This window comes from Enterobacter sp. D2, from assembly GCF_034427575.1.
GTDB classification, from domain to species: Bacteria; Pseudomonadota; Gammaproteobacteria; order Enterobacterales; family Enterobacteriaceae; genus Enterobacter; species Enterobacter cloacae_M.
The window spans coordinates 526,652-546,966 of the sequence record NZ_JAXQPP010000001.1 but is presented as its reverse complement, the minus strand read 5'-3'; the positions used below and the strand labels follow the sequence as shown (position 1 = coordinate 546,966).

General features: G+C 58.9%; 15 protein-coding genes. 9 read left to right on the top strand and 6 right to left on the bottom strand.

The features are described from left to right. Nucleotides 1–74: 74 nt before the first annotated feature. Both moeA and moeB read left to right on the top strand, forming a co-directional pair. A complete protein-coding gene (gene moeA / locus SPG90_RS02580) occupies nucleotides 75–1,307 on the top strand; it encodes a molybdopterin molybdotransferase MoeA (protein ID WP_213751019.1) in 1,233 nt (410 codons plus the stop codon). Nucleotide 1,308: 1 nt separating this feature from the next. Continuing rightward, complete coding sequence (gene moeB, locus SPG90_RS02575) at nucleotides 1,309–2,061, top strand: molybdopterin-synthase adenylyltransferase MoeB (protein ID WP_047173471.1); 753 nt, start codon at nucleotides 1,309–1,311, stop codon at nucleotides 2,059–2,061. Between the two features lie 89 nt (nucleotides 2,062–2,150). Here the strand turns inward: moeB and fsa are convergent, their stop codons facing one another. Beyond that, nucleotides 2,151–2,813, bottom strand: coding sequence for a fructose-6-phosphate aldolase (fsa, locus tag SPG90_RS02570; protein WP_045355713.1), 663 nt, complete (start codon nucleotides 2,811–2,813; stop codon nucleotides 2,151–2,153). 128 nt (nucleotides 2,814–2,941) lie between these two features. On the opposite strand from fsa, the gene SPG90_RS02565 reads away from it, so the two are divergent. From SPG90_RS02565 to SPG90_RS02550, 4 genes are all read left to right on the top strand, one after another. After that, complete coding sequence (locus tag SPG90_RS02565) at nucleotides 2,942–3,841, top strand: glycyl-radical enzyme activating protein (RefSeq protein WP_126302839.1); 900 nt, start codon at nucleotides 2,942–2,944, stop codon at nucleotides 3,839–3,841. Nucleotides 3,842–3,845: 4 nt separating this feature from the next. Beyond that, nucleotides 3,846–6,278: a formate C-acetyltransferase/glycerol dehydratase family glycyl radical enzyme gene (locus tag SPG90_RS02560; RefSeq protein WP_126302840.1), complete on the top strand. Its 2,433-nt coding sequence runs from the start codon at nucleotides 3,846–3,848 to the stop codon at nucleotides 6,276–6,278. Nucleotides 6,279–6,490: 212 nt separating this feature from the next. Then, nucleotides 6,491–7,306: a Cof-type HAD-IIB family hydrolase gene (locus SPG90_RS02555; RefSeq protein ID WP_126302841.1), complete on the top strand. Its 816-nt coding sequence runs from the start codon at nucleotides 6,491–6,493 to the stop codon at nucleotides 7,304–7,306. Between the two features lie 149 nt (nucleotides 7,307–7,455). Further along, the gene (locus SPG90_RS02550) at nucleotides 7,456–8,712 is read left to right on the top strand and encodes a DUF1479 domain-containing protein (protein ID WP_126302842.1); all 1,257 of its coding nucleotides are present in this window, start codon (nucleotides 7,456–7,458) and stop codon (nucleotides 8,710–8,712) included. Here SPG90_RS02550 and SPG90_RS02545 read toward each other — a convergent pair. After that, entirely contained in the window at nucleotides 8,709–9,782 is a 1,074-nt protein-coding gene (locus SPG90_RS02545; RefSeq protein ID WP_047173467.1) for a LacI family DNA-binding transcriptional regulator, read from the bottom strand. The two genes, SPG90_RS02550 and SPG90_RS02545, sit on opposite strands and share 4 nt — an antisense overlap. Nucleotides 9,783–10,070: 288 nt before the next feature. Here SPG90_RS02545 and SPG90_RS02540 point away from each other — a divergent pair, with 288 nt between their 5' ends. Both SPG90_RS02540 and SPG90_RS02535 read left to right on the top strand, forming a co-directional pair. After that, nucleotides 10,071–11,372 (top strand): MFS transporter, encoded by a 1,302-nt coding sequence (locus SPG90_RS02540; protein WP_045355718.1) that lies wholly within the window; start codon nucleotides 10,071–10,073, stop codon nucleotides 11,370–11,372. A 17-nt stretch (nucleotides 11,373–11,389) separates the two neighbouring features. Continuing rightward, on the top strand, nucleotides 11,390–13,753 hold the full coding sequence (locus SPG90_RS02535) for a glycoside hydrolase family 31 protein (RefSeq protein ID WP_322407902.1): 2,364 nt from the start codon (nucleotides 11,390–11,392) through the stop codon (nucleotides 13,751–13,753). 187 nt (nucleotides 13,754–13,940) lie between these two features. Here the strand turns inward: SPG90_RS02535 and SPG90_RS02530 are convergent, their stop codons facing one another. Further along, entirely contained in the window at nucleotides 13,941–15,536 is a 1,596-nt protein-coding gene (locus tag SPG90_RS02530; RefSeq protein ID WP_023310897.1) for an ABC-F family ATPase, read from the bottom strand. 222 nt (nucleotides 15,537–15,758) lie between these two features. Between SPG90_RS02530 and ldtB the strand changes: the two genes are divergently transcribed. Beyond that, complete coding sequence (gene ldtB / locus SPG90_RS02525; protein ID WP_045403737.1) at nucleotides 15,759–16,679, top strand: L,D-transpeptidase; 921 nt, start codon at nucleotides 15,759–15,761, stop codon at nucleotides 16,677–16,679. A gap of 42 nt (nucleotides 16,680–16,721) precedes the next feature. Here ldtB and SPG90_RS02520 read toward each other — a convergent pair whose 3' ends face one another. From SPG90_RS02520 to SPG90_RS02510, 3 genes are read right to left on the bottom strand one after another with little or no spacing between them, the layout of a single operon-like run. After that, nucleotides 16,722–17,438, bottom strand: a complete 717-nt coding sequence (locus SPG90_RS02520; RefSeq protein WP_045403739.1) for a GntR family transcriptional regulator — start codon at nucleotides 17,436–17,438, stop codon at nucleotides 16,722–16,724. 15 nt (nucleotides 17,439–17,453) lie between these two features. Next, nucleotides 17,454–18,776 carry a PTS sugar transporter subunit IIC gene (locus SPG90_RS02515; RefSeq protein WP_045355721.1) on the bottom strand — a complete coding sequence of 441 codons (1,323 nt, stop codon included), beginning with the start codon at nucleotides 18,774–18,776 and terminating at the stop codon, nucleotides 17,454–17,456. 51 nt (nucleotides 18,777–18,827) lie between these two features. Further along, nucleotides 18,828–20,204, bottom strand: coding sequence for a glycoside hydrolase family 1 protein (locus SPG90_RS02510; RefSeq protein WP_126302844.1), 1,377 nt, complete (start codon nucleotides 20,202–20,204; stop codon nucleotides 18,828–18,830). Between the last annotated feature and the right edge of the window lie 111 nt (nucleotides 20,205–20,315).

Sequence of the window (20,315 nt, the reverse complement as noted above, 5' to 3'; positions counted from 1 at the left end):
CCATCGGGTCATACAGTTAGCCGCACTTTTCTGCCATAATGAGCGCTTTCGTTGTTACTCCGCAGGAGCCCACCATGGATTTTACCGCAGGACTGATGCCGCTTGAGACGGCACTCACGCAGATGCTTGACCGAGTTTCCCCGCTGCATGACGTTGAGACGCTGCCCCTCGTGCGCTGTTTTGGCCGTATTGCCGCACGCGATATCGTCTCTCCGCTCAACGTGCCGGGGTTTGATAATTCCGCGATGGACGGTTACGCGGTACGCCTGGCGGATCTCCAGACGGGTGACGCCCTGCCGGTGGCGGGTAAAGCCTTTGCGGGCCAGCCGTTTAGCGGTGAATGGCCTGCGGGCACCTGCGTGCGCATCATGACCGGCGCGCCGGTTCCGGCCGGCTGCGACGCCGTTGTGATGCAGGAAGAGACAGAACAGACCGACGGCGGCGTGCGTTTTACCGCGAACGTTAAAGCGGGCCAGAACATCCGCCGCACGGGCGAAGATATCACCCTTGGCGCGACGGTCTTTTCTGCCGGGCAGAAGCTGACGGCAGGTGAGCTGCCGGTGCTGGCGTCGCTCGGCGTGGCTGAAATCGACGTTATCCGTAAAGTGCGCGTTGCCGTTTTCTCCACCGGTGACGAGCTGCAGCTTCCGGGCCAGCCGCTGCAGGACGGTCAGATTTACGACACCAACCGCCTGGCGGTACACCTGATGCTGGAGCAGCTGGGCTGCGAGGTGATTAACCTCGGCATTATTCCTGACGATCCGGAAAAACTGCGCGCCGCGTTTATCGAGGCGGATAACGCCGCCGACGTGGTTATCAGCTCTGGCGGCGTCTCCGTGGGCGAAGCGGATTACACCAAAACCATCCTTGAAGAGCTGGGGGAAATCGCCTTCTGGAAGCTGGCCATCAAGCCGGGCAAACCGTTCGCGTTTGGCAAGCTCACGCACGGCTGGTTCTGCGGCCTGCCGGGTAATCCGGTCTCGGCGGCACTCACCTTCTACCAGCTGGTGATCCCGCTGCTGGCGAAGCTTTCCGGCAACAGCGCCAGCCCGCTGCCGGAACGCCAGCGCGTGCGCGCCGCCACGCGCCTGAAAAAATCGCCGGGCCGCCTCGATTTCCAGCGCGGTATCCTGGCGCGCAACGCGGACGGCGAGCTGGAAGTGAGCACCACCGGGCACCAGGGCTCACACATTTTCAGCTCCTTCAGCCAGGGCAACTGCTTTATCGTGCTGGAGCGCGAGCGCGGCAATGTGGAAGCAGGCGAGTGGGTTGAGATCGAGCGTTTTAACCACCTGTTCGGAGGCTGACATGACGGTGGAGCTGAGCGACCCGGAGATGATGCGCTACAACCGCCAGATTGTGCTGCGCGGGTTTGATTTCGAAGGCCAGGAAGCGCTTAAGGCAGCAAGCGTGCTGGTTGTTGGGCTCGGCGGTCTTGGCTGCTCCGCCGCGCAGTATCTTGCGGCGGCGGGCGTGGGCAGGATGACGCTGCTGGATTTCGATACCGTGTCGGTGTCAAATCTCCAGCGCCAGACGCTGCACAGCGACGCGACGGTTGGCCAGCCGAAAGTGGACTCTGCCCGCTCGGCGCTGGCGCGCATCAACCCCAACGTTCAGTTCACCCTGATTGACGCGATGCTGGATAACGGCGCGCTGTCGGCGCAGATTGCGCAGCATGACCTGGTGCTGGACTGCACCGATAACGTCGCCGTCCGTAACCAGCTGAACGCAGGCTGTTTTGCCCACAAAATCCCGCTGGTCTCCGGCGCGGCGATCCGCATGGAGGGGCAAATCAGCGTCTTCACGTACGCGGAAGGCGAACCCTGCTACCGCTGCCTGAGCCGCCTGTTCGGCGAGAACGCGCTGACCTGCGTTGAGGCGGGCGTGATGGCGCCGCTCGTCGGCGTGATTGGCTCCCTGCAGGCGATGGAAGCGATCAAAGTGCTGGCGCGCTACGGCACGCCTGCAGCGGGGAAAATCGTGATGTATGACGCGATGACCTGCCAGTTCCGCGAGATGAAGCTGATGCGTAACCCGGGGTGTGAGGTTTGCGGAGGTTAAAGCAAACGGCAACCTTCAGGTTGCCGTTTTAGTGTTTGCTCCCTCTCCCTGTGGGAGAGGGTTGGGGTGAGGGCATCAGGCTGCACCCGTCAGATCGACGTCCGTCCAAACGCCCCCTGCCAGTCCTGCTCAAACTTCACAATCGCCGCATCCACGGCCGGAGAGGTAATAAACTGCTGCGCCACGTCCAGCGGCAGCGTGATGGACTCGCAGCCTGCCAGCAGGCAGTCCAGCGCCTGACGCGGCGTTTTGAAGCTCGCGGCCAGCACCTTTGACTGCGGGGCGTGCAGCGTCAGCAGCTGCTGCAGTTCAACCACGGTCTGGATCCCGTCCCCGCCCTGCGCGTCCACGCGGTTAACGTAAGGCGCCACATACTCTGCACCCGCCAGCGCGGAGAGCATCCCCTGCGCAGCACCGTAAACCGCCGTACCCAGCGTCGGGATCCCTTCCGCTTTCAGCATCTTGATCGCCGCCAGCCCTTCGGCGGTCACCGGCACTTTTACTACCAGGTCGTTAATGATGGCGCGCAGCTTAAGCGCGTCCTCCACCATCCCTTCGGCGGTGGTAGCCATCACCTGGGCGAACAGACGGCCTTTACCGCCCAGCGCGTCGTGCAGCGCAGGCAGCAGCTCGTCCAGCGGCGTTTTACCTGCCGCCACAATGCTTGGGTTGGTGGTCACGCCCGCCAGCGGGAAGATACGCGCCAGCTTTTTGACTGCCGCAACGTCAGATGTGTCGAGATAAAGTTCCATGATGTCACCCTCAAAATTAGCCTGCACTTACCCTATCACGACAAAACCTGCTCAGTAGTTGACCTGCATCAAGATGGCTTTCATTCGAAAGTAATTTAATCTTCATATGCAATGAGAGAGGCGAAATCATGATCTTCAATATTCAGCGTTACTCTACCCACGACGGCCCCGGTATTCGAACCGTGGTGTTCCTGAAAGGCTGCTCGCTGGGCTGTCGCTGGTGTCAGAACCCGGAAAGCCGCTCCCGCAGCCGGGACGTGCTGTTTGATGCGCGCCTGTGCCTGGACGGCTGCGACCTGTGCCAGCAGGCGGCGCCGGGCTGCATCGAACGCGCGCTGAATGGCCTGGTCATCCATCGCGAAAAGCTGAGTGAAGAGACGCTCAACGCGCTTACCGACTGTTGCCCGACGCAGGCGCTGACCGTCTGCGGTGAAGAACAGCAGGTCTCGGAGATCATGGCAACCGTACTGCGCGACAAGCCCTTTTACGACCGCAGCGGCGGCGGGATCACCCTCTCCGGCGGCGAGCCGTTTATGAACCCCGAACTGGCACAGGCCCTGTTTAAAGCCAGCCACGAACAGGGGATCCACACTGCCGTGGAAACCTGCCTCCACGTGCCGTGGCATTACATCGAGCCGTCATTACCCTACGTCGATCTGTTCCTCGCCGACCTGAAGCACGTCGACGGTGAGGTGTTCAAACAGTGGACGGACGGTTCGGCTAAGCGGATCCAGGATAACCTGAAACGTCTTGCCGCAGCCGGGAAAAAAATCACCATCCGCGTGCCGCTGATCCAGGGCTTTAACGCCGATGAAGCGTCCGTAACCGCCATTACCAACTTCGCCGCCGACGAACTCGGCGTCGAGGATATTCATTTTCTGCCGTATCACACGCTGGGCATGAACAAATACACCCTGCTCGGCCAATCCTACTCTGCCCCTGACAAACCGCTGGATAACCCTGACCTGCTGGACTTCGCGCAGCAGTACGCCTGCCAGAAAGGGTTAACCGCGACCTTACGAGGATAAACCTATGACGACCCTGAATCTCAACACCCTCAGCGAGCGCATTAAGGCGCACAAAACGGCGCTGGTGCATATCGTCAAGCCGCCGGTCTGTACCGAGCGCGCGCAGCATTACACCGAAATGTACCAGCAGCACACGGACAAACCGATCCCGGTGCGTCGCGCCCTCGCGCTGGCGCATCACCTGGCCGAGCGCACCATCTGGATCAAACACGATGAGCTAATTATCGGTAACCAGGCAAGCGAAGTGCGCGCCGCGCCGATTTTCCCGGAATACACCGTCTCCTGGATTGAGAAAGAGATCGACGATCTGGCGGACCGCCCGGGCGCGGGCTTTGCGGTGAGCGAAGAGAACAAGCGCGTGCTGCACGACATCTGCCCGTGGTGGCGCGGCCAGACGGTGCAGGATCGCTGCTACGGCATGTTCACCGACGAGCAGAAAGGCCTGCTGGAAACCGGCATTATCAAAGCCGAAGGCAACATGACCTCCGGTGACGCGCACCTGGCGGTCAACTTCCCGCTGGTGCTGGAGAAAGGCCTCGACGGCCTGCGCGCCAAAGTGGCCGAACGCCGCTCGCGCATCAACCTGACGGTGCTGGAAGACCTGCACGGTGAGCAGTTCCTGAAGGCGATTGATATCGTGCTGGAAGCGGTAAGCCTGCACATCAAACGCTTCGCCGACCTGGCGCGCGAGATGGCATCTACGGAAACCCGCGAAAGCCGCCGCGACGAGCTGCTGGCGATGGCGGAAAACTGCGACATCATTGCCCACGAGCCGCCAAAAACCTTCTGGCAGGCGCTGCAGCTGTGCTACTTCATTCAGCTGATCCTGCAGATTGAGTCCAACGGCCACTCCGTCTCCTTCGCGCGTATGGACCAGTACCTGTATCCGTACTACCGCCGCGACGTGGAGCTGAACCAGAGCCTGGATCGCGAACACGCTATCGAGCTGCTGCACAGCTGCTGGCTGAAGCTGCTGGAAGTGAACAAGATCCGCTCCGGCTCACACTCGAAAGCTTCCGCCGGCAGCCCGCTGTACCAGAACGTCACCATCGGCGGCCAGAAGCTGGTCAACGGCGAGCCGATGGACGCGGTGAACCCGCTCTCCTACGCGATTCTGGAATCCTGCGGTCGCCTGCGCTCCACCCAGCCGAACCTGAGCGTGCGCTACCACGCGGGCATGAGCAACGACTTCCTCGACGCCTGCGTGCAGGTGATCCGCTGCGGCTTCGGGATGCCCGCGTTCAACAACGATGAAATCGTCATTCCGGAATTCATCAAGCTCGGCGTTGAACGAAACGACGCCTACGACTACGCGGCCATCGGCTGCATCGAAACCGCGGTGGGCGGCAAGTGGGGCTACCGCTGTACCGGCATGAGCTTTATCAACTTCGCCCGCGTGATGCTGGCCGCGCTGGAAGGCGGCCGCGACGCCACCAGCGGCAAGGTGTTCCTGCCGCAGGAAAAAGCGCTCTCCGCTGGTAACTTCGACAACTTCGACGAAGTGATGGCGGCGTGGGATAGCCAGATCCGCTACTACACCCGCAAGTCCATCGAGATTGAGTACGTGGTGGACACCATGCTGGAAGAGAACGTCCACGATATTCTCTGCTCGGCGCTGGTGGACGACTGCATCGAACGCGCGAAAAGCATCAAGCAGGGCGGCGCGAAGTACGACTGGGTCTCCGGCCTGCAGGTGGGCATCGCCAACCTCGGCAACAGCCTGGCGGCGGTGAAGAAGCTGGTGTTCGAGCAGGGCACTATTGGTCAGCAGCAGCTGGCGGCGGCGCTGGCGGATGACTTCGACGGACTGACCCACGAGCAGCTGCGTCAGCGCCTGATCAACGGCGCGCCGAAGTACGGCAACGACGACGACAGCGTGGACATGCTGCTGACGCGCGCCTATCAGACCTACATCGAAGAGCTTAAGCAGTACCACAACCCGCGCCACGGCCGCGGCCCGATTGGCGGTAACTACTACGCGGGCACCTCTTCCATCTCCGCAAACGTGCCGTTTGGCGCGGCAACGATGGCCACGCCGGACGGACGTAAGGCGCACACCCCGCTGGCGGAAGGAGCAAGCCCGGCTTCCGGTACGGACCACCTCGGCCCAACGGCGGTAATTGGCTCGGTGGGTAAACTGCCGACGGAAGCGATTCTCGGCGGCGTGCTGCTTAACCAGAAGCTGAACCCGTCGACGCTGGAAAACGACAGCGATCGCCAGAAGCTGATGGTGCTGCTGCGCACCTTCTTCGAAGTGCATAAAGGCTGGCATATTCAGTACAACATCGTCTCGCGCGAAACGCTGCTGGAAGCGAAGAAACATCCTGACCAGTATCGCGATCTCGTGGTGCGCGTCGCGGGCTACTCGGCATTCTTCACCGCCCTGTCGCCGGATGCGCAGGACGATATTATCGCCCGTACTGAGCATACGCTGTAACGGCATATCCCATCACTCTTGATGGTGAGGGGATATGCGCACGCTGATGCCCTCACCCCGGCCCTCTCCCTCTCCCCGTGGGAGAGGGAGAAAACACTAAAAACGGCAACCTCGGTTGCCGTTTTGCTTTTACTTTCGAATGAAATTAAATTTGTGCTCCCCGTCACCTTGTTATTAGAATGTTTCAAAACGCAGTGACCCAGGAGCACAGTATGACCGTTAAAGTTATCGTCACCGATATGGACGGAACTTTCCTTGATGATGCCAAGCAGTACGATCGTGACCGCTTCCAGGCACAGTTTGAACAGCTTAAAGCCCGCGACATTGAATTCGTTGTTGCTAGCGGCAACCAGTATTACCAGCTCATCTCCTTCTTTCCGGAGCTGAAAGATCGGATCTCCTTCGTGGCGGAAAACGGCGCGCTGGTGTTCGATCGCGGCGAACAGATTTTCCACGGCGAGCTGACGCGTCATGAATCGCAGATCGTGATTGGCGAACTGCTGAAAGATAAAGGGCTGAACTTCGTGGCCTGCGGACTGGAGAGCGCGTACGTCAGCGATAAGGCTCCTGAAGCGTTCGTGGCGCTGATGTCAAAGCACTATCACCGCTTAAAGCGCATCAGCGATTACCGCGAAATTGACGACGTACTGTTTAAGTTCTCCCTAAACCTGCCGGACAGCGATATCCCTAATCTGGTGGATAAACTGCACGTCTCCCTGGACGGCATTATGAAGCCGGTCACCAGCGGCTTTGGTTTTGTCGATTTGATTATCCCCGGCCTGCACAAGGCCAACGGCATCAGTCGTCTGCTGAAACGCTGGAAAATCTCCCCGCAGGAGTGCGTGGCCATTGGGGACAGCGGCAATGATGCCGAGATGCTGAAGCTGGTGAAATATTCCTTTGCGATGGGCAACGCGGCAGAGAGCATCAAAGAAATCAGCCGCTACGGCACAGACGACAACAACCATCAGGGCGCGCTGAACGTGATTCAGGCCGTGCTCGACAACCATTCCCCGTTCGATCTCTGATCCTTTCCTCGCCGGAGCGTCGCTCCGGCCTCTCACTCTTTTTCCGACCTGTGGCTTGCGTCAAGTTTTTAAACTTGCATTAACTTAATTTTAACTTAAAGTATCACTTGTAGACATTTTTACTTTCGAATGAAAGATGCGAGGCAGTTATGACCTTTACCAGTGAAACCTTACCAGCGGACCACAAAGCGGCAATCCGTCAGTTAAAACGTGAGCTGCGAGCGCAGATCGGCGACGTGCAGGCGGTGTTTAATAAGCTCAGCGACAAAATTGCCACCCGCGTGGCGGAAATCAACGCGCTTAAGAACAAAGGCGAATCCGTCTGGCCGGTGATTCCGTTTGCGGATGTGAAAAACGGCACGATTACCGACGCACAGCGCGAGGCGGTAAAACGCCGCGGCTGCACGGTGATTAAAGGTCATTTCCCGCGCGAGCAGGCGCTGGCGTGGGATCAGTCGATGCTCGACTACCTCGATCTGAATAAGTTTGACGAGGTCTACAAAGGCCCGGGCGATAACTTCTTCGGCACCCTGACGGCCTCTCGTCCGGAGATTTACCCGATTTACTGGTCTCAGGCGCAAATGCAGGCGCGCCAGAGCGAAGAGATGGCGCAGGTGCAGTCGTTCCTGAACCGTTTATGGACATTCGAGAGCAACGGCAAGCAGTGGTTCAACCCGGACGTGAGCGTGATTTACCCGGACCGTATCCGCCGCCGCCCGCCGGGAACGACCTCGAAAGGGCTTGGGGCGCATACCGACTCCGGCGCGCTGGAGCGCTGGCTGCTGCCAGCCTATCAGCAGGTCTTTGCCCGCGTGTTTGACGGCAATGTCGACAAGTACGATCCGTGGAACGCCGCGCACCGTACCGAAGTGGAAGAGTACACCGTCGATAACACCACCAAATGCTCGGTGTTCCGCACCTTCCAGGGCTGGACGGCGCTGTCGGACATGATCCTAGGTCAGGGGCTGCTGCACGTGGTGCCAATCCCGGAAGCGATGGCTTACATTCTGCTGCGTCCGCTGCTGGACGACGTGCCGGAAGACGAGCTGTGCGGCGTAGCGCCGGGGCGCGTGCTGCCGGTTTCCGAGAAGTGGCACCCGCTGCTGATCGAGGCATTAAGCAGCATACCGGCACTCGAGGCGGGTGATTCCGTGTGGTGGCACTGCGATGTGATCCACTCCGTGGCGCCGGTGGAAAATCAGCAGGGCTGGGGCAACGTGATGTACATCCCTGCCGCGCCGATGTGCGAGAAAAACCACGCCTACGCTAAGAAGGTCAAGAAAGCGCTGGAAACCGGCGCGTCGCCGGGAGACTTCCCGCGCGAGGATTATGAAAAAAGCTGGCAGGACCGCTTTACCGTGAACGATCTCAACATCCACGGCAAGCGCGCGCTGGGCATGGTTTAACTGTCGTACAGCCCTTCCCGCTCCACGGCGGTGCGTCGTTTCCCCTGACGTATCCGCCGTACCGATTCCCGCACGGCCAGCGTGCCGTTAAGCAGTAACGTCCCGACCGGCGCGTCCGGGCGCATAAGCCGCTGCTGGAGCATATATACCGCTTCGGTTCCCAGCTCATCGCGCGGAACGTGCACCGCCGTTAATGGAACATCCTGAATCGCCGCCAGGTTAAAGCCATCAATGCTCATCACCGACACGTCCTGCGGCACGCGCAGGCCGTGGTTTTGTAATGCGCTAATGGTGCCCGCCGCCATAAAGTCGCCGCCGACCAGGAACGCGGTAGGTAAATCCTTCCCCTGCACTTCACTGAGCCAGCTGCTGACCATCTGTTCCGTTTCGCGCGCGCTGAAGCTGGGCACCACCAGCAGATCGCGTTTATCGTTGAATTTCAGGTTGTGAGACTGCCACGCGTCGCGGATCCCCGACAGGCGCAGCTCCATGGTGTAGCGACGCAGGCACAGCACGTTCATCACCTCGCGGTGCCCCATCTCGAACAGGTACTCCGCCGCCCGCTCGCCGATGGCGCGATGGTCCGGCGCGACGGCAGGCAGACGCATGTGCCGGTCGCGGCAGTTAATCAGCATGCAGGGTTTACCCACGTCCACCGCCAGATCGTGGATATGGGGATCGTCGATGCCAAGAAGGATTGCCGCCTGAGTGTCCGCTTCGTTCATGCGTGCCAGAAACAGCTGGGCGTCGCTGTCGTTCTCCTCCAGCGCGCAGTAGCGAAGGCGCACATCGTGGGACGCCAGGCCTTTACTCACGCTCTGGATCACGCGGTAGTAAAAGATATCGGACCGTTCGTCAAACGCCCGCTGCGGGGCAAAAACCACCAGGCTATTAAGCAGCAGACGCCCTGCCGCCATGCCGTCCATCACCCCCAGCTCCCGCGCGCACGCCAGCACCTTCGCGCGCGCTTTTTCACTGGTATTCGCTTTTCCCGCCAGCACCCGCGATACGGTGCTGATCGAGAGCTGCGTCCGGGCCGCGATTTCGGTGATTTTTAGCCTTTTGTCCATTTTGTGATCTGGCTCCATTTGCGAAATGAAAAAATTTTCATAGCGTATTGGTCAGGTAATAGCTGACATAAAAGCCATCATGCCAGAGGGTTTACGTCAGTTATGAGAAATTTTGCACAAAATCCACTTTTGCCCACTCATTTTCTTCCTTAAGGTGAACTTGTCACACAACTTCCATACTAGTTGTATACCAACTTAAGCAGTTTAAACGGATAGAAATCAAAGGCATAAAAATCCGTGTGACACCTGAACCTCCGTTCCCTTACCGTCCGTCTTGTGGAGAGTAAAATGAGTCAGGACATCAATAACACCGTAGCGACAAGCAAAACCCGTCGCGTCATCAAGAACCTGCGCTGGTACGTGCTGGTGCTGTTCTTACTTGGCGTCACCGTTAACTACATCACCCGAAACTCACTCGGGATCCTCGCCCCGGAACTGAAAGAGAGCCTCGGGATCACCACCGAGCAATACTCCTGGATCGTCGGCGCGTTCCAGATCGCCTATACCATTTTCCAGCCCCTGTGCGGCTGGCTGATTGACGTCATCGGCCTGAAGATTGGCTTTATGGTCTGCGCCGGGATCTGGGCGCTGATGTGTATCTTCCATGCGGGCGCCGGAAGCTGGCTGCACCTCGCTATTCTGCGCTTCTTTATGGGTGCGTCTGAGGCCGCGGCTACCCCGGCGAACGCCAAAACCATCGGCGAATGGTTCCCGAAATCAGAGCGACCCGTTGCCGCCGGCTGGGCGGGCGTGGGCTTCTCCATCGGCGCGATGCTGGCTCCGCCTATCATCTACTTTGCTCACGCGTCATTCGGCTGGCAGGGCGCGTTCATGTTTACCGGCGTGCTGGCGCTGCTGTGGGTGATCCTCTGGTGGGCGTTCTACCACAACCCGGAGCAGCACCCGAACCTGAGCAAGGACGAACTGGCGTTCATCAAGCAGGATAACGAGCCGCCTGCGGTGAAACTGCCCTTCCTGACCGCGCTGAAAACCGTCTCGAAAAACAAACGCTTCTACGGTATCGCCATCCCGGCCTTTATGGCGGAACCGGCCTGGGCGGTGCTGAGCTTCTGGGTGCCGCTGTACCTCGCCAAAGAGCACGGCATGGACCTGAAGCAGATTGCGATGTTTGCCTGGCTGCCGTTCCTCGCCGCCGACCTCGGCAGCGTGGCGAGTGGCTACCTGACGCGTCTGTACACCCGTCTGTTCGGCTGCTCGCGCGTTAACTCGGTCGTTGCCAGCTCCGTGACGGGCGCGTTCCTGATGATCTCGCTGGGCATCGTGGCCATTACCCGTGACCCGTATATCACCATCGTGCTGATCTCCATCGGCGGCTTCGGGCACCAGATTATCTCCTGCATGCTGAGCGCCCTGGTCGTTGAGTCGTTCGACAAAGGCCAGATGGCGACCGTAAACGGCATGCGCGGCTCTGCGGCGTGGATCGCCAGCTTCCTGTTCTCGCTGTTAATCGGCGTGACCGCCGACAAAATCGGCTTTAACCCGCTCTTTATTGCCATGGGCTTCTTTGACCTGATTGGCGCTCTCTTCCTGGTAGCATTTATTGCTGAACGTCGCGCCAAGCGCGCCTGATAGTGGATGTATTGCATATGAAAACCCTGAAAAACTGGACCCTTGATACGCAGTCGGCAAACCATCTGGAACTGCTGGTCGATAACCAGCACCGCCTGTGCCTGTATGTGCTGGAAGAGAACCTGTTCCGCGTGCTGATCAAACGCAAAGGCGAGCTGGCGCTGGACCGCACCTGGAGCATCGCGCCGGAAAAAGACGTGCCGTGGGAAGGCCGCCGTCGTGACGATATAAGCGGCTTCTCCTGCCCGGCCTGGACCCTGACGCAGCAGGATGAGACGCTCACCGTGGCAACCGAACAGCTGCGCGTGACGGTCCACCAGCCGCTGTGGCTGGAGTGGCACTACCGCAATGAGGCGGGCGAGTGGCAGCCGCTGGTCAACGACCGTCCAACCAGCGCCTACCTGCTGAACGCCCACGGCGACGGCGTGGCGCACTACCTCAGCCGCCGCAAGGACGAGCGTTTCTATGGCCTGGGCGAAAAAGCGGGCGATCTGCAGCGCAACGGCAAGCGCTATGAGATGCGCAACCTCGACGCAATGGGGTACAACGCGGCCAGCACCGACCCGCTCTACAAGCATATTCCGTTCACTATCGCCCGCCGCGACGACGTCAGCTACGGCCTGTTCTACGACAACCTGAGCAGCTGCTGGCTGGATCTGGGTAACGAAATCGACAACTACCACACCGCCTATCGTCGCTGGCAGGCGGAAGCGGGCGATATCGATTACTACATCTTTACCGGCAAGCGCGTGCTGGACGTCACCAAAGCCTTCGTGCGCCTGACCGGGAAAACGCTGTTCGGACCGAAATGGAGTCTGGGCTACAGCGGCTCGACCATGCACTACACCGACGCGCCGGACGCCCAGAACCAGCTGATGAACTTCATCCGCCTGTGCGAAGAGCACGCCATCCCGTGCGACTCGTTCCAGCTCTCCTCCGGCTATACCTCTATCAACGGCAAGCGCTACGTCTTTAACTGGAACTATGACAAGGTGCCGCAGCCGAAGGTGATGAGTCAGGCGTTCCACGACGCGGGGCTGAAGCTGGCGGCAAACATCAAGCCGTGCCTGCTGCAGGACCATCCGCACTATAACGAAGTGGCGGAGAGCGGCCTGTTCATTCGCGATTCAGAAACCGATGCACCGGAACGTTCCAGCTTCTGGGATGACGAAGGCTCGCACCTCGACTTTACCAACCCGCAGACGGTGCAGTGGTGGCAGAACGGCGTGACCACGCAGCTGCTGGAGATGGGCATCGACTCTACCTGGAACGACAACAACGAATATGAAGTGTGGGACGGAGAAGCGCGCTGCTTTGGCTTTGGCAAGGAGATCGCCATCAAGCACATTCGCCCGGTGATGCCGCTGCTGATGATGCGCGCCTCGCTGGAAGCGCAGCAGCGTTTCGCGCCGGAAAAACGTCCGTATCTCATCTCCCGCTCCGGCTGCGCCGGGATGCAGCGCTACGTTCAGACCTGGAGCGGCGACAACCGCACCAGCTGGGACACCCTGCGCTATAACATCCGCATGGGGCTGGGCATGAGCCTGTCCGGCCTGTTCAACGTCGGCCACGACGTCGGCGGTTTCTCCGGCGACAAGCCTGACGCCGAGCTGTTCGTACGCTGGGTGCAGAACGGCGTGATGCACCCGCGCTTTACCATTCACTCGTGGAACGATGACCACACCGTGAACGAGCCGTGGATGTACCCGGGCGTCACGCCAGCCGTTCGCGGCGCGGTTGAGCTGCGCTACCGCCTGCTGCCGTACCTTTATACCCTGCTCTGGCAGGCGCATGCCGACGACGAGCCGATGCTACGCCCGACCTTCCTCGACCACGAGCATGATGCGCAGACGTTTGAGGAGTGCGATGACTTCCTGCTGGGCCGCGACCTGCTGGTGGCCAGCGTCGTCGAAGCCGGGCAGCGCGAGCGCCGCGTCTGGCTGCCGGATAACGCCACCGGCTGGTATGATTTTTACACCCACGCGTGGTATGCGGGCGGCCAGTCAATCGTCCTCGACGCGCCGCTGGAAAAACTGCCGTTGCTGGTGCGCGCCGGTGCCGGTCTGCCGCTGAGCGAGCGCATCACGCATGTGAATGCCGAAAAAGATACGGCACGCGAGCTGAAGCTGTTCCCGGTAAAAGGCGTCGGGACAACCTCCGGAATGCTGTTTGAAGACGACGGCGAAAGCTGGGGCTACCAGGACGGCAACGCGCTGTGGGTGGAGTGGGAAATGGTGTGCGACGGCGCAACCATCAACCTGAAGGTCAACGCGCGCGGGGATTATCGTCCGGCGTGGAAATCGCTTAAGGTGTCGCTGCCTGTAGGGGAAAAACGTACGCTGCTGGTGAACGGGGTTGAAGGGGGCGAGTGGGTGATCTAGTACGGCCTGATGCCCTCACCCTGACCCTCTCCCACAGGGAGAGGGAATAAAGGCACGCCCCCTTTCCCTAAGTATTTCGCGCTGCAGGAAGGCGGCAAACCTGTGAATCCCCGGAAGCTTATATAAGTAAGTGACCGGGGTGAACAGGTGAAGCCAACGCATCTGCAGCGTGAAAGACGACGGGAAATTAGCCGTCGATACCTTTACTGCGCAGGTAATCTTCATAGTTACCGGTGAAGTCCACCACGCGCTCTGGCGTAATTTCGATCACGCGGGTCGCCAGCGAGCTGACGAACTCACGGTCGTGAGAGACGAAGATCAGGGTCCCCTGATACATCTCCAGCGCCATGTTCAGGGATTCGATGGATTCCATGTCCAGGTGGTTAGTCGGTTCGTCCATCACCAGGATGTTTGGTTTTTCCATCATCAGCTTGCCGAACAGCATGCGGCCCTTCTCACCACCGGAGAGCACCTTAGCCGGCTTTTTGATGTCGTCCTGGCTGAACAGCAGACGACCCAGAATGCTGCGTACCGCCTGCTCGTCGTCGCCTTCCTGCTTCCACTGGCTCATCCAGTCAAAGACGGTCAGGTCATTTTCGAACTCGTATTCATGGTCCTGCGCGTAGTAGCCAATCTGCGCGTTTTCAGACCACTTCACGGTGCCGTTGTCCGGCTGCAGTTCGCCGACCAGGGTTTTCAGCATGGTGGATTTACCCACGCCGTTGGCACCGAGGATGGCAATCTTCTCGCCCACTTCCAGCAGCAGGTTGAAGTTTTTAAACAGCGGGCCTTCATCGAAGCCTTTGGTAAGGGCTTCCACTTCCAGCGCGTTACGGAACAGCTTCTTGTCCTGCTCGAAGCGGATGAACGGGTTCTGACGGCTGGAGGCTTTAACCTCTTCCAACTTGATTTTATCAATCTGACGCGCGCGCGAGGTCGCCTGACGCGACTTAGAGGCGTTGGCGCTAAAGCGGCTGACGAAGGACTGCAGGTCAGCAATCTGCGCTTTCTTCTTGGCGTTATCCGCCAGCAGACGTTCACGCGCCTGGGTAGCCGCCGTCATGTACTCGTCGTAGTTGCCCGGGTAAACGCGCAGCTCGCCGTAGTCCAGATCCGCCATGTGCGTACAGACCATGTTCAGGAAGTGACGGTCGTGCGAAATGATGATCATGGTGCTGTCGCGATCGTTCAGCGTCTGCTCCAGCCAGCGGATGGTGTCGATGTCCAGGTTGTTCGTCGGTTCGTCGAGCAGCAGGATGTCCGGGTTAGAGAACAGCGCCTGTGCCAGCAGTACGCGCAGCTTCCAGCCTGGCGCCACTTCGCTCATCGGGCCGTAATGTTGTTCGACAGGAATACCCACGCCCAGCAGCAGCTCGCCCGCGCGCGCTTCCGCCGAGTAGCCGTCCATCTCGCCATACTGCGTTTCCAGATCGGCCACTTTATAGCCATCTTCTTCGCTCATTTCGGCCAGCGCGTAGATGCGATCGCGCTCCTGCTTCACTTCCCACAGTTCCCCATGCCCCATGATCACGGTGTCGAGCACGGTGAACTCTTCGAAAGCGAACTGATCCTGACGCAGCTTACCGATACGCTCGTTAGGGTCGAGCGATACGTTGCCGAGCGTCGGCTCCAGGTCACCGCCGAGGATCTTCATAAAGGTGGATTTTCCGCTACCGTTGGCACCAATCAGGCCGTAACGGTTGCCGCCGCCAAATTTGACGGAAATGTTTTCGAACAGCGGCTTACTGCCAAACTGCATAGTGACGTTGCTGGTAACTAACACGGGGAGATTCCTGCGAAAAGTGTGATAAACACGGCATTATGCCACAATTCCGAATTGAGATCCCGTGTTGCGGCAATCCACTAAACTTTAACAAAATCGAAAAAAATGTGATTTCGTACACATCTGAATTCCCTGTTAGCGGGAATGCACATATAATGCGCTCCCATCACAGATTCAGACTTATCAACTCATCGCCAGAATGGCTTAGATACCTCGCACAACATGAACATGAAATTAACAACGCTTTTAGCGGCGGCGTTAGCCGTAGTAGGTTTTTGTAAGACCGCGTCTGCGGTGACGTATCCCCTGCCAACAGACGGTAGCCGTCTGGTAGGCCAGAACCAGGTTGTGACGGTACCAGAAGGTAACTCTCAGCCGCTGGAGTATTTCGCTGCGCAGTACCAGCTGGGCCTGTCTAACATGCTGGAAGCGAACCCGGGCGTTGACCCGTATCTGCCGAAAGCGGGTACCGTGCTGAATATTCCTCAGCAGCTGATCCTGCCGGATACCGTTCATGAAGGTATCGTGATTAACAGCGCCGAAATGCGTCTGTATTACTACCCGAAAGGCACCAACACCGTTATCGTGCTGCCAATCGGTATCGGCCAACTGGGTAAAGACACCCCAATGAACTGGACCACCAAAGTTGAGCGTAAGAAAGCGGGCCCAACCTGGACGCCGACTGCCAAAATGCACGCGGAATACATCGCTGCGGGCGAACCGCTGCCAGCCGTTGTACCGGCAGGCCCGGATAACCCAATGGGTCTGTACGCGCTGTACATTGGCCGCCTGTACGCTATCCACGGTACCAACGCCAACTTCGGTATTGGCCTGCGCGTAAGCCACGGCTGCGTGCGCCTGCGTAACGACGACATCAAATTCCTGTTTGAAAACGTGCCGGTCGGTACGCGCGTGCAGTTCATCAACGAACCGGTGAAAGCGACCTCTGAGCCAGACGGCAGCCGCTACATCGAAGTGCACAACCCGCTGTCCACCAGCGAAGACCAGATCAACAACAACGAAGTCGTTCCTGTTACGCTGAACAGCGCGGTACAGGCGGTAACGTCTCAGCCAGACGTTGAAACAGCGATTGTTGACCAGGCCGTGCAGAACCGCTCCGGTATGCCGGTGCGTCTGAACTGACAGAGAAGCATTAAAAAAGCGGGCCTCGTTGCCCGCTTTTTTTTATCCGTTATTCACGATCACGATCCCACCGTGGTCGTACCGATAGTGGCAGTGGGCATACTCCAGCGGCGTGCCGTCCTCCAGATAAATCACCTGCTCCACTTCCAGCACCGGATCGGTCTGCTCGCAGACCAGATGCTCCCTGTCCAGCGCGTTGGGCTTAAGCGCCCGCACCACCCGATACGACCCCATAATTTTCAGCGCCAGGGTCTCCTGAACGTACTGAAACACCGACCCTTCAAGATGGTTTTTCGTCAGGCCCGGCACCAGATTCATCGGCATCACCGTGGAATCCAGCGACATCGGTTCGCCGTTCAGCAGGCGGAGTCGAATGAAGTCATAGATCGGCGCATCGGCGTTAATCATCAGCGACGCCTGCTCTTTTTCGTTCGGGAAGCGCAGCTCGAAATGCACCACCCGGCTGGTCACCGTGCCCAGATGTTCCCAGGTTTTGGTCGCACCAAAGTAGTCGCTGCCGGAGAGATCCCACTGCGAGAGCTGAAGGAAGTTTTTACGGATGAACGTGCCCTGCCCCTGGCGGGTATAGACCAGACCTTCGACGATCAGCTGGCGCATCGCCTGCTGAATGGTCATCCGGCTGGAGTTGAACTCCGCCGCCAGCGCAAACTGGTCCGGCAGCGGTTCATTGGCGGCGTACTGCTGGCTGATAATGCGTTTCTTAATTTCCCGCGCTATGGTGATGTACTTCGCCGCCATCGTCCTTCCTTTCAGTTAGTTTTCTATCCCGCTGTTTTTCAACGCCACTCTCTCGGCAATCTTGAGGAAAGGCAGGTAGAAGAATACACCAAATACGATGATTGCCAACTGCACCACCACCGCCCGCCAGTCCCCCGCCGTGGCAAGCCAGGCGCTGAGAATGGGCGGCGTGGTCCACGGGATCATCACCACGCAGCGCGACATTAACCCCAGCGTGGTACAGAGCCAGGCGAAGTAAATGCCGATGGCGGGCAGCAGCACGAACGGGATCATCAGCGGCAGGTTAAACACGATCGGCAGGCCAAAAATCACCGGCTCGTTGATGTTAAACAGGCCCGGCGCCAGCGACAGACGCGCCACCTGCTTCGCCGATTTTTGTCTGGAGAAGATAAAGATGGCAATCAGCAGCGAGATCGTGCTGCCCGTGCCGCCCACCATGCCAAACGTCGGCACGAAGATGTTGTTGATGATATGCGGGATGGGCTGGCCGTTGGCGAAAGCCAGCATGTTCTCGTTGGTGTTGATCAGCAGGAACGGCTCCAGCACCACGCTGTTAACGACAGATTGATGAATACCGAGCGTGAACAGGAAGTTACCGAAGCTGTAGATGAAAATCGTCCCCGGCAGACTGGTGTTGATCAGCCGCAGCGGCTGCTGGATAAAGGTCGTAATAAGATGGATCAGGTCCGTGTGCAGCACGTTTGCCAGTATCGCCGCCAGCACCGCGAACAGGGAGAGCGTGAGGATGGTCGGGATCAGCGCGGTAAAGGATTTGCTCACCGCCGGAGGCACGTTTTCCCCGAGGGAAATGTGCAGCGCCTTCAGCCGCGAAATGGCGATAAACACTTCCGTTGAGAGCAGCCCGATCAGCACCCCGGCGAAAATCCCGGTTGAGCCGATATTGGCGAACGTCAGCACCTGGGTGACGTTCACCGCGGCATCGCTGCCGACGGGCGTAATCTGCAGGCGCATCGGCATCATGATGATAAAGCTGCTGACGGCGATAACCACTGCCGAGACCGGATTGTCGAAATCTTTGTTGCGCGCCAGCGACCAGGCAATCATCGGGGCCAGCAGCAGCGCGGCGATGTTCAGCGTGCCGTTGATAATCGCCTCGCCCCACACCTTAAACTGCGCGAGCGTGTCGCCGTGAAAAATCCACGGAAATACCACGTTGTTTACCAGCACCGCCAGACCGGCGAGGATGAAAATGGGCATCACCGTGGCGAAAGCGTCGCGCAGGGAGCGAAGGTGCACCTGGTTTGCCAGGCGCGCCGAGAACTCAACAAACTTATCGACAAAAGACTGCATGTGCGGTGTTATTTTTGTTTCAGACATAGCGGATAGTTCCCATCAATCAGTCACAAAAACGGCCCGGCAGCGTACGGCTTACATCTCGCGTCCGTTGGTATGGATAACCTGTTTTAACCACGCGTAGCTCTTCTTCGGCACGCGCTTCAGGTCTTTCAGGTCGTGGTTTTCCCGGTTGACATAGACCACGCCGTAACGCTTACGCATGTCGCCCTGGGAGCTGAGAATGTCGATTAACCCCCAGCCGAGGTAGCCGATCACCTCTGCCCCGTCCTCGAACATCGCCTCCTTCATGGCATTGATATGCGCCCGGTGGTAGTCGATGCGGTAGGTGTCCTCGATCGGATTGACGCCGTCCCAGGACTCAATCACCCCGATGCCGTTTTCGATCGGGAAGACCGGCATCCGCCAGTCGTTGGCGTAGCGGGTGATGATGGTGCGAAAGCCCAGCGGATCGATCTGCCAGTTCCACTCGGTGGCCTTCAGGTACGGGTTGTTTTTCTCGCCGTGCAGCAGGTAATAGTTCACCGGCGTGCCTTCCGGGATCGCATCGCTGTCCAGCGTTTTGCTGGCGTAGTAGCTGAAGGCCATATAGTCGTTTCTGGTGCGCGCCAGCAGCGCTAAATCCTCGGCGCGGTAGATATCGCCAAAGCCCTCCTGCTCCACCACCGCCATCACCGCCGGGCTGTAGCCCTGCCCTGCGAATACGCGCAGCAGGTTCTGGTTGAGGAACTCGTCGTACTGCTGGGCGCAGAAGATATCGCGCGGTTTGCAGGTGGCCGGGTAGATCAGCTGGTGCGCCAGCATGCCGCCCATCAGCTGGCCCGGTCTGGTCTGGTGCAGATACTCGGTCAGCGCCATGTGCGCCACCATCGTATGGTGCTGCAGCTCGTACAGCTCGCGCAGGGTTTTCTCGCCTTTCATATAGCCGGAAATGCGGAACGCTTCCGGCATATGGAAGATGTTCTGCTCGTTGAAGGTCAGCCAGTACTTCACGCGGTCGCCATAGCAGTCGATCATCTTTTTGCCGTAGCGGATAAAGGCATCCATTACCCGGCGATCATTAAAGCCGTTGTACTCCTGCGCCAGCGCCAGCGGCATATCGAAGTGGTACAGGCAGACCATCGGCTCGATGCCGCGGGCGATCAGATCGTCGATAAAACGGTCATAAAACGCGATGCCTTCGTCGTTGAACGCGCCGTCGCCCTGCGGGCAGACGCGGCTCCAGGAGATCTGAAAGCGGTAGCAGTTCATGCCCAGATCCTGCATCAGGTCGAAATCTTCCCGGTAGCGGTGATAGGAGTCGGTCGCGACTTTCCAGTCGGAGACGTTCTCCCCGGCTTCGCGAATGTCATACACCGACATCCCCTTCCCGCCCTCATTCCAGGCACCTTCCGTCTGCATGCTTGACACCGAGTTGCCCCATAAAAAATTGGCCGGCAGCTGATTGTTCATGTTTCCTCCCTATATGACTAGTCATTTAAAATATAATGACTAGTCATATAGGCGAAGATGAAAGGACGATCAAAGAGGAGGATCGTTTTTTGTGAGGCATGTTGGAAAGAA

What these genes read in the sequence shown, in the direction of transcription:
- moeA (WP_213751019.1), top strand. Translation starts at nt 75, where the DNA reads ATGGATTTTACCGCAGGACTGATGCCGCTTGAGACGGCACTCACGCAG.
- moeB (WP_047173471.1), top strand. Translation starts at nt 1,309, where the DNA reads ATGACGGTGGAGCTGAGCGACCCGGAGATGATGCGCTACAACCGCCAG.
- fsa (WP_045355713.1), bottom strand. Translation starts at nt 2,813, where the DNA reads ATGGAACTTTATCTCGACACATCTGACGTTGCGGCAGTCAAAAAGCTG.
- SPG90_RS02565 (WP_126302839.1), top strand. Translation starts at nt 2,942, where the DNA reads ATGATCTTCAATATTCAGCGTTACTCTACCCACGACGGCCCCGGTATT.
- SPG90_RS02560 (WP_126302840.1), top strand. Translation starts at nt 3,846, where the DNA reads ATGACGACCCTGAATCTCAACACCCTCAGCGAGCGCATTAAGGCGCAC.
- SPG90_RS02555 (WP_126302841.1), top strand. Translation starts at nt 6,491, where the DNA reads ATGACCGTTAAAGTTATCGTCACCGATATGGACGGAACTTTCCTTGAT.
- SPG90_RS02550 (WP_126302842.1), top strand. Translation starts at nt 7,456, where the DNA reads ATGACCTTTACCAGTGAAACCTTACCAGCGGACCACAAAGCGGCAATC.
- SPG90_RS02545 (WP_047173467.1), bottom strand. Translation starts at nt 9,782, where the DNA reads ATGGACAAAAGGCTAAAAATCACCGAAATCGCGGCCCGGACGCAGCTC.
- SPG90_RS02540 (WP_045355718.1), top strand. Translation starts at nt 10,071, where the DNA reads ATGAGTCAGGACATCAATAACACCGTAGCGACAAGCAAAACCCGTCGC.
- SPG90_RS02535 (WP_322407902.1), top strand. Translation starts at nt 11,390, where the DNA reads ATGAAAACCCTGAAAAACTGGACCCTTGATACGCAGTCGGCAAACCAT.
- ldtB (WP_045403737.1), top strand. Translation starts at nt 15,759, where the DNA reads ATGAACATGAAATTAACAACGCTTTTAGCGGCGGCGTTAGCCGTAGTA.
- SPG90_RS02520 (WP_045403739.1), bottom strand. Translation starts at nt 17,438, where the DNA reads ATGGCGGCGAAGTACATCACCATAGCGCGGGAAATTAAGAAACGCATT.
- SPG90_RS02515 (WP_045355721.1), bottom strand. Translation starts at nt 18,776, where the DNA reads ATGTCTGAAACAAAAATAACACCGCACATGCAGTCTTTTGTCGATAAG.
- SPG90_RS02510 (WP_126302844.1), bottom strand. Translation starts at nt 20,204, where the DNA reads ATGAACAATCAGCTGCCGGCCAATTTTTTATGGGGCAACTCGGTGTCA.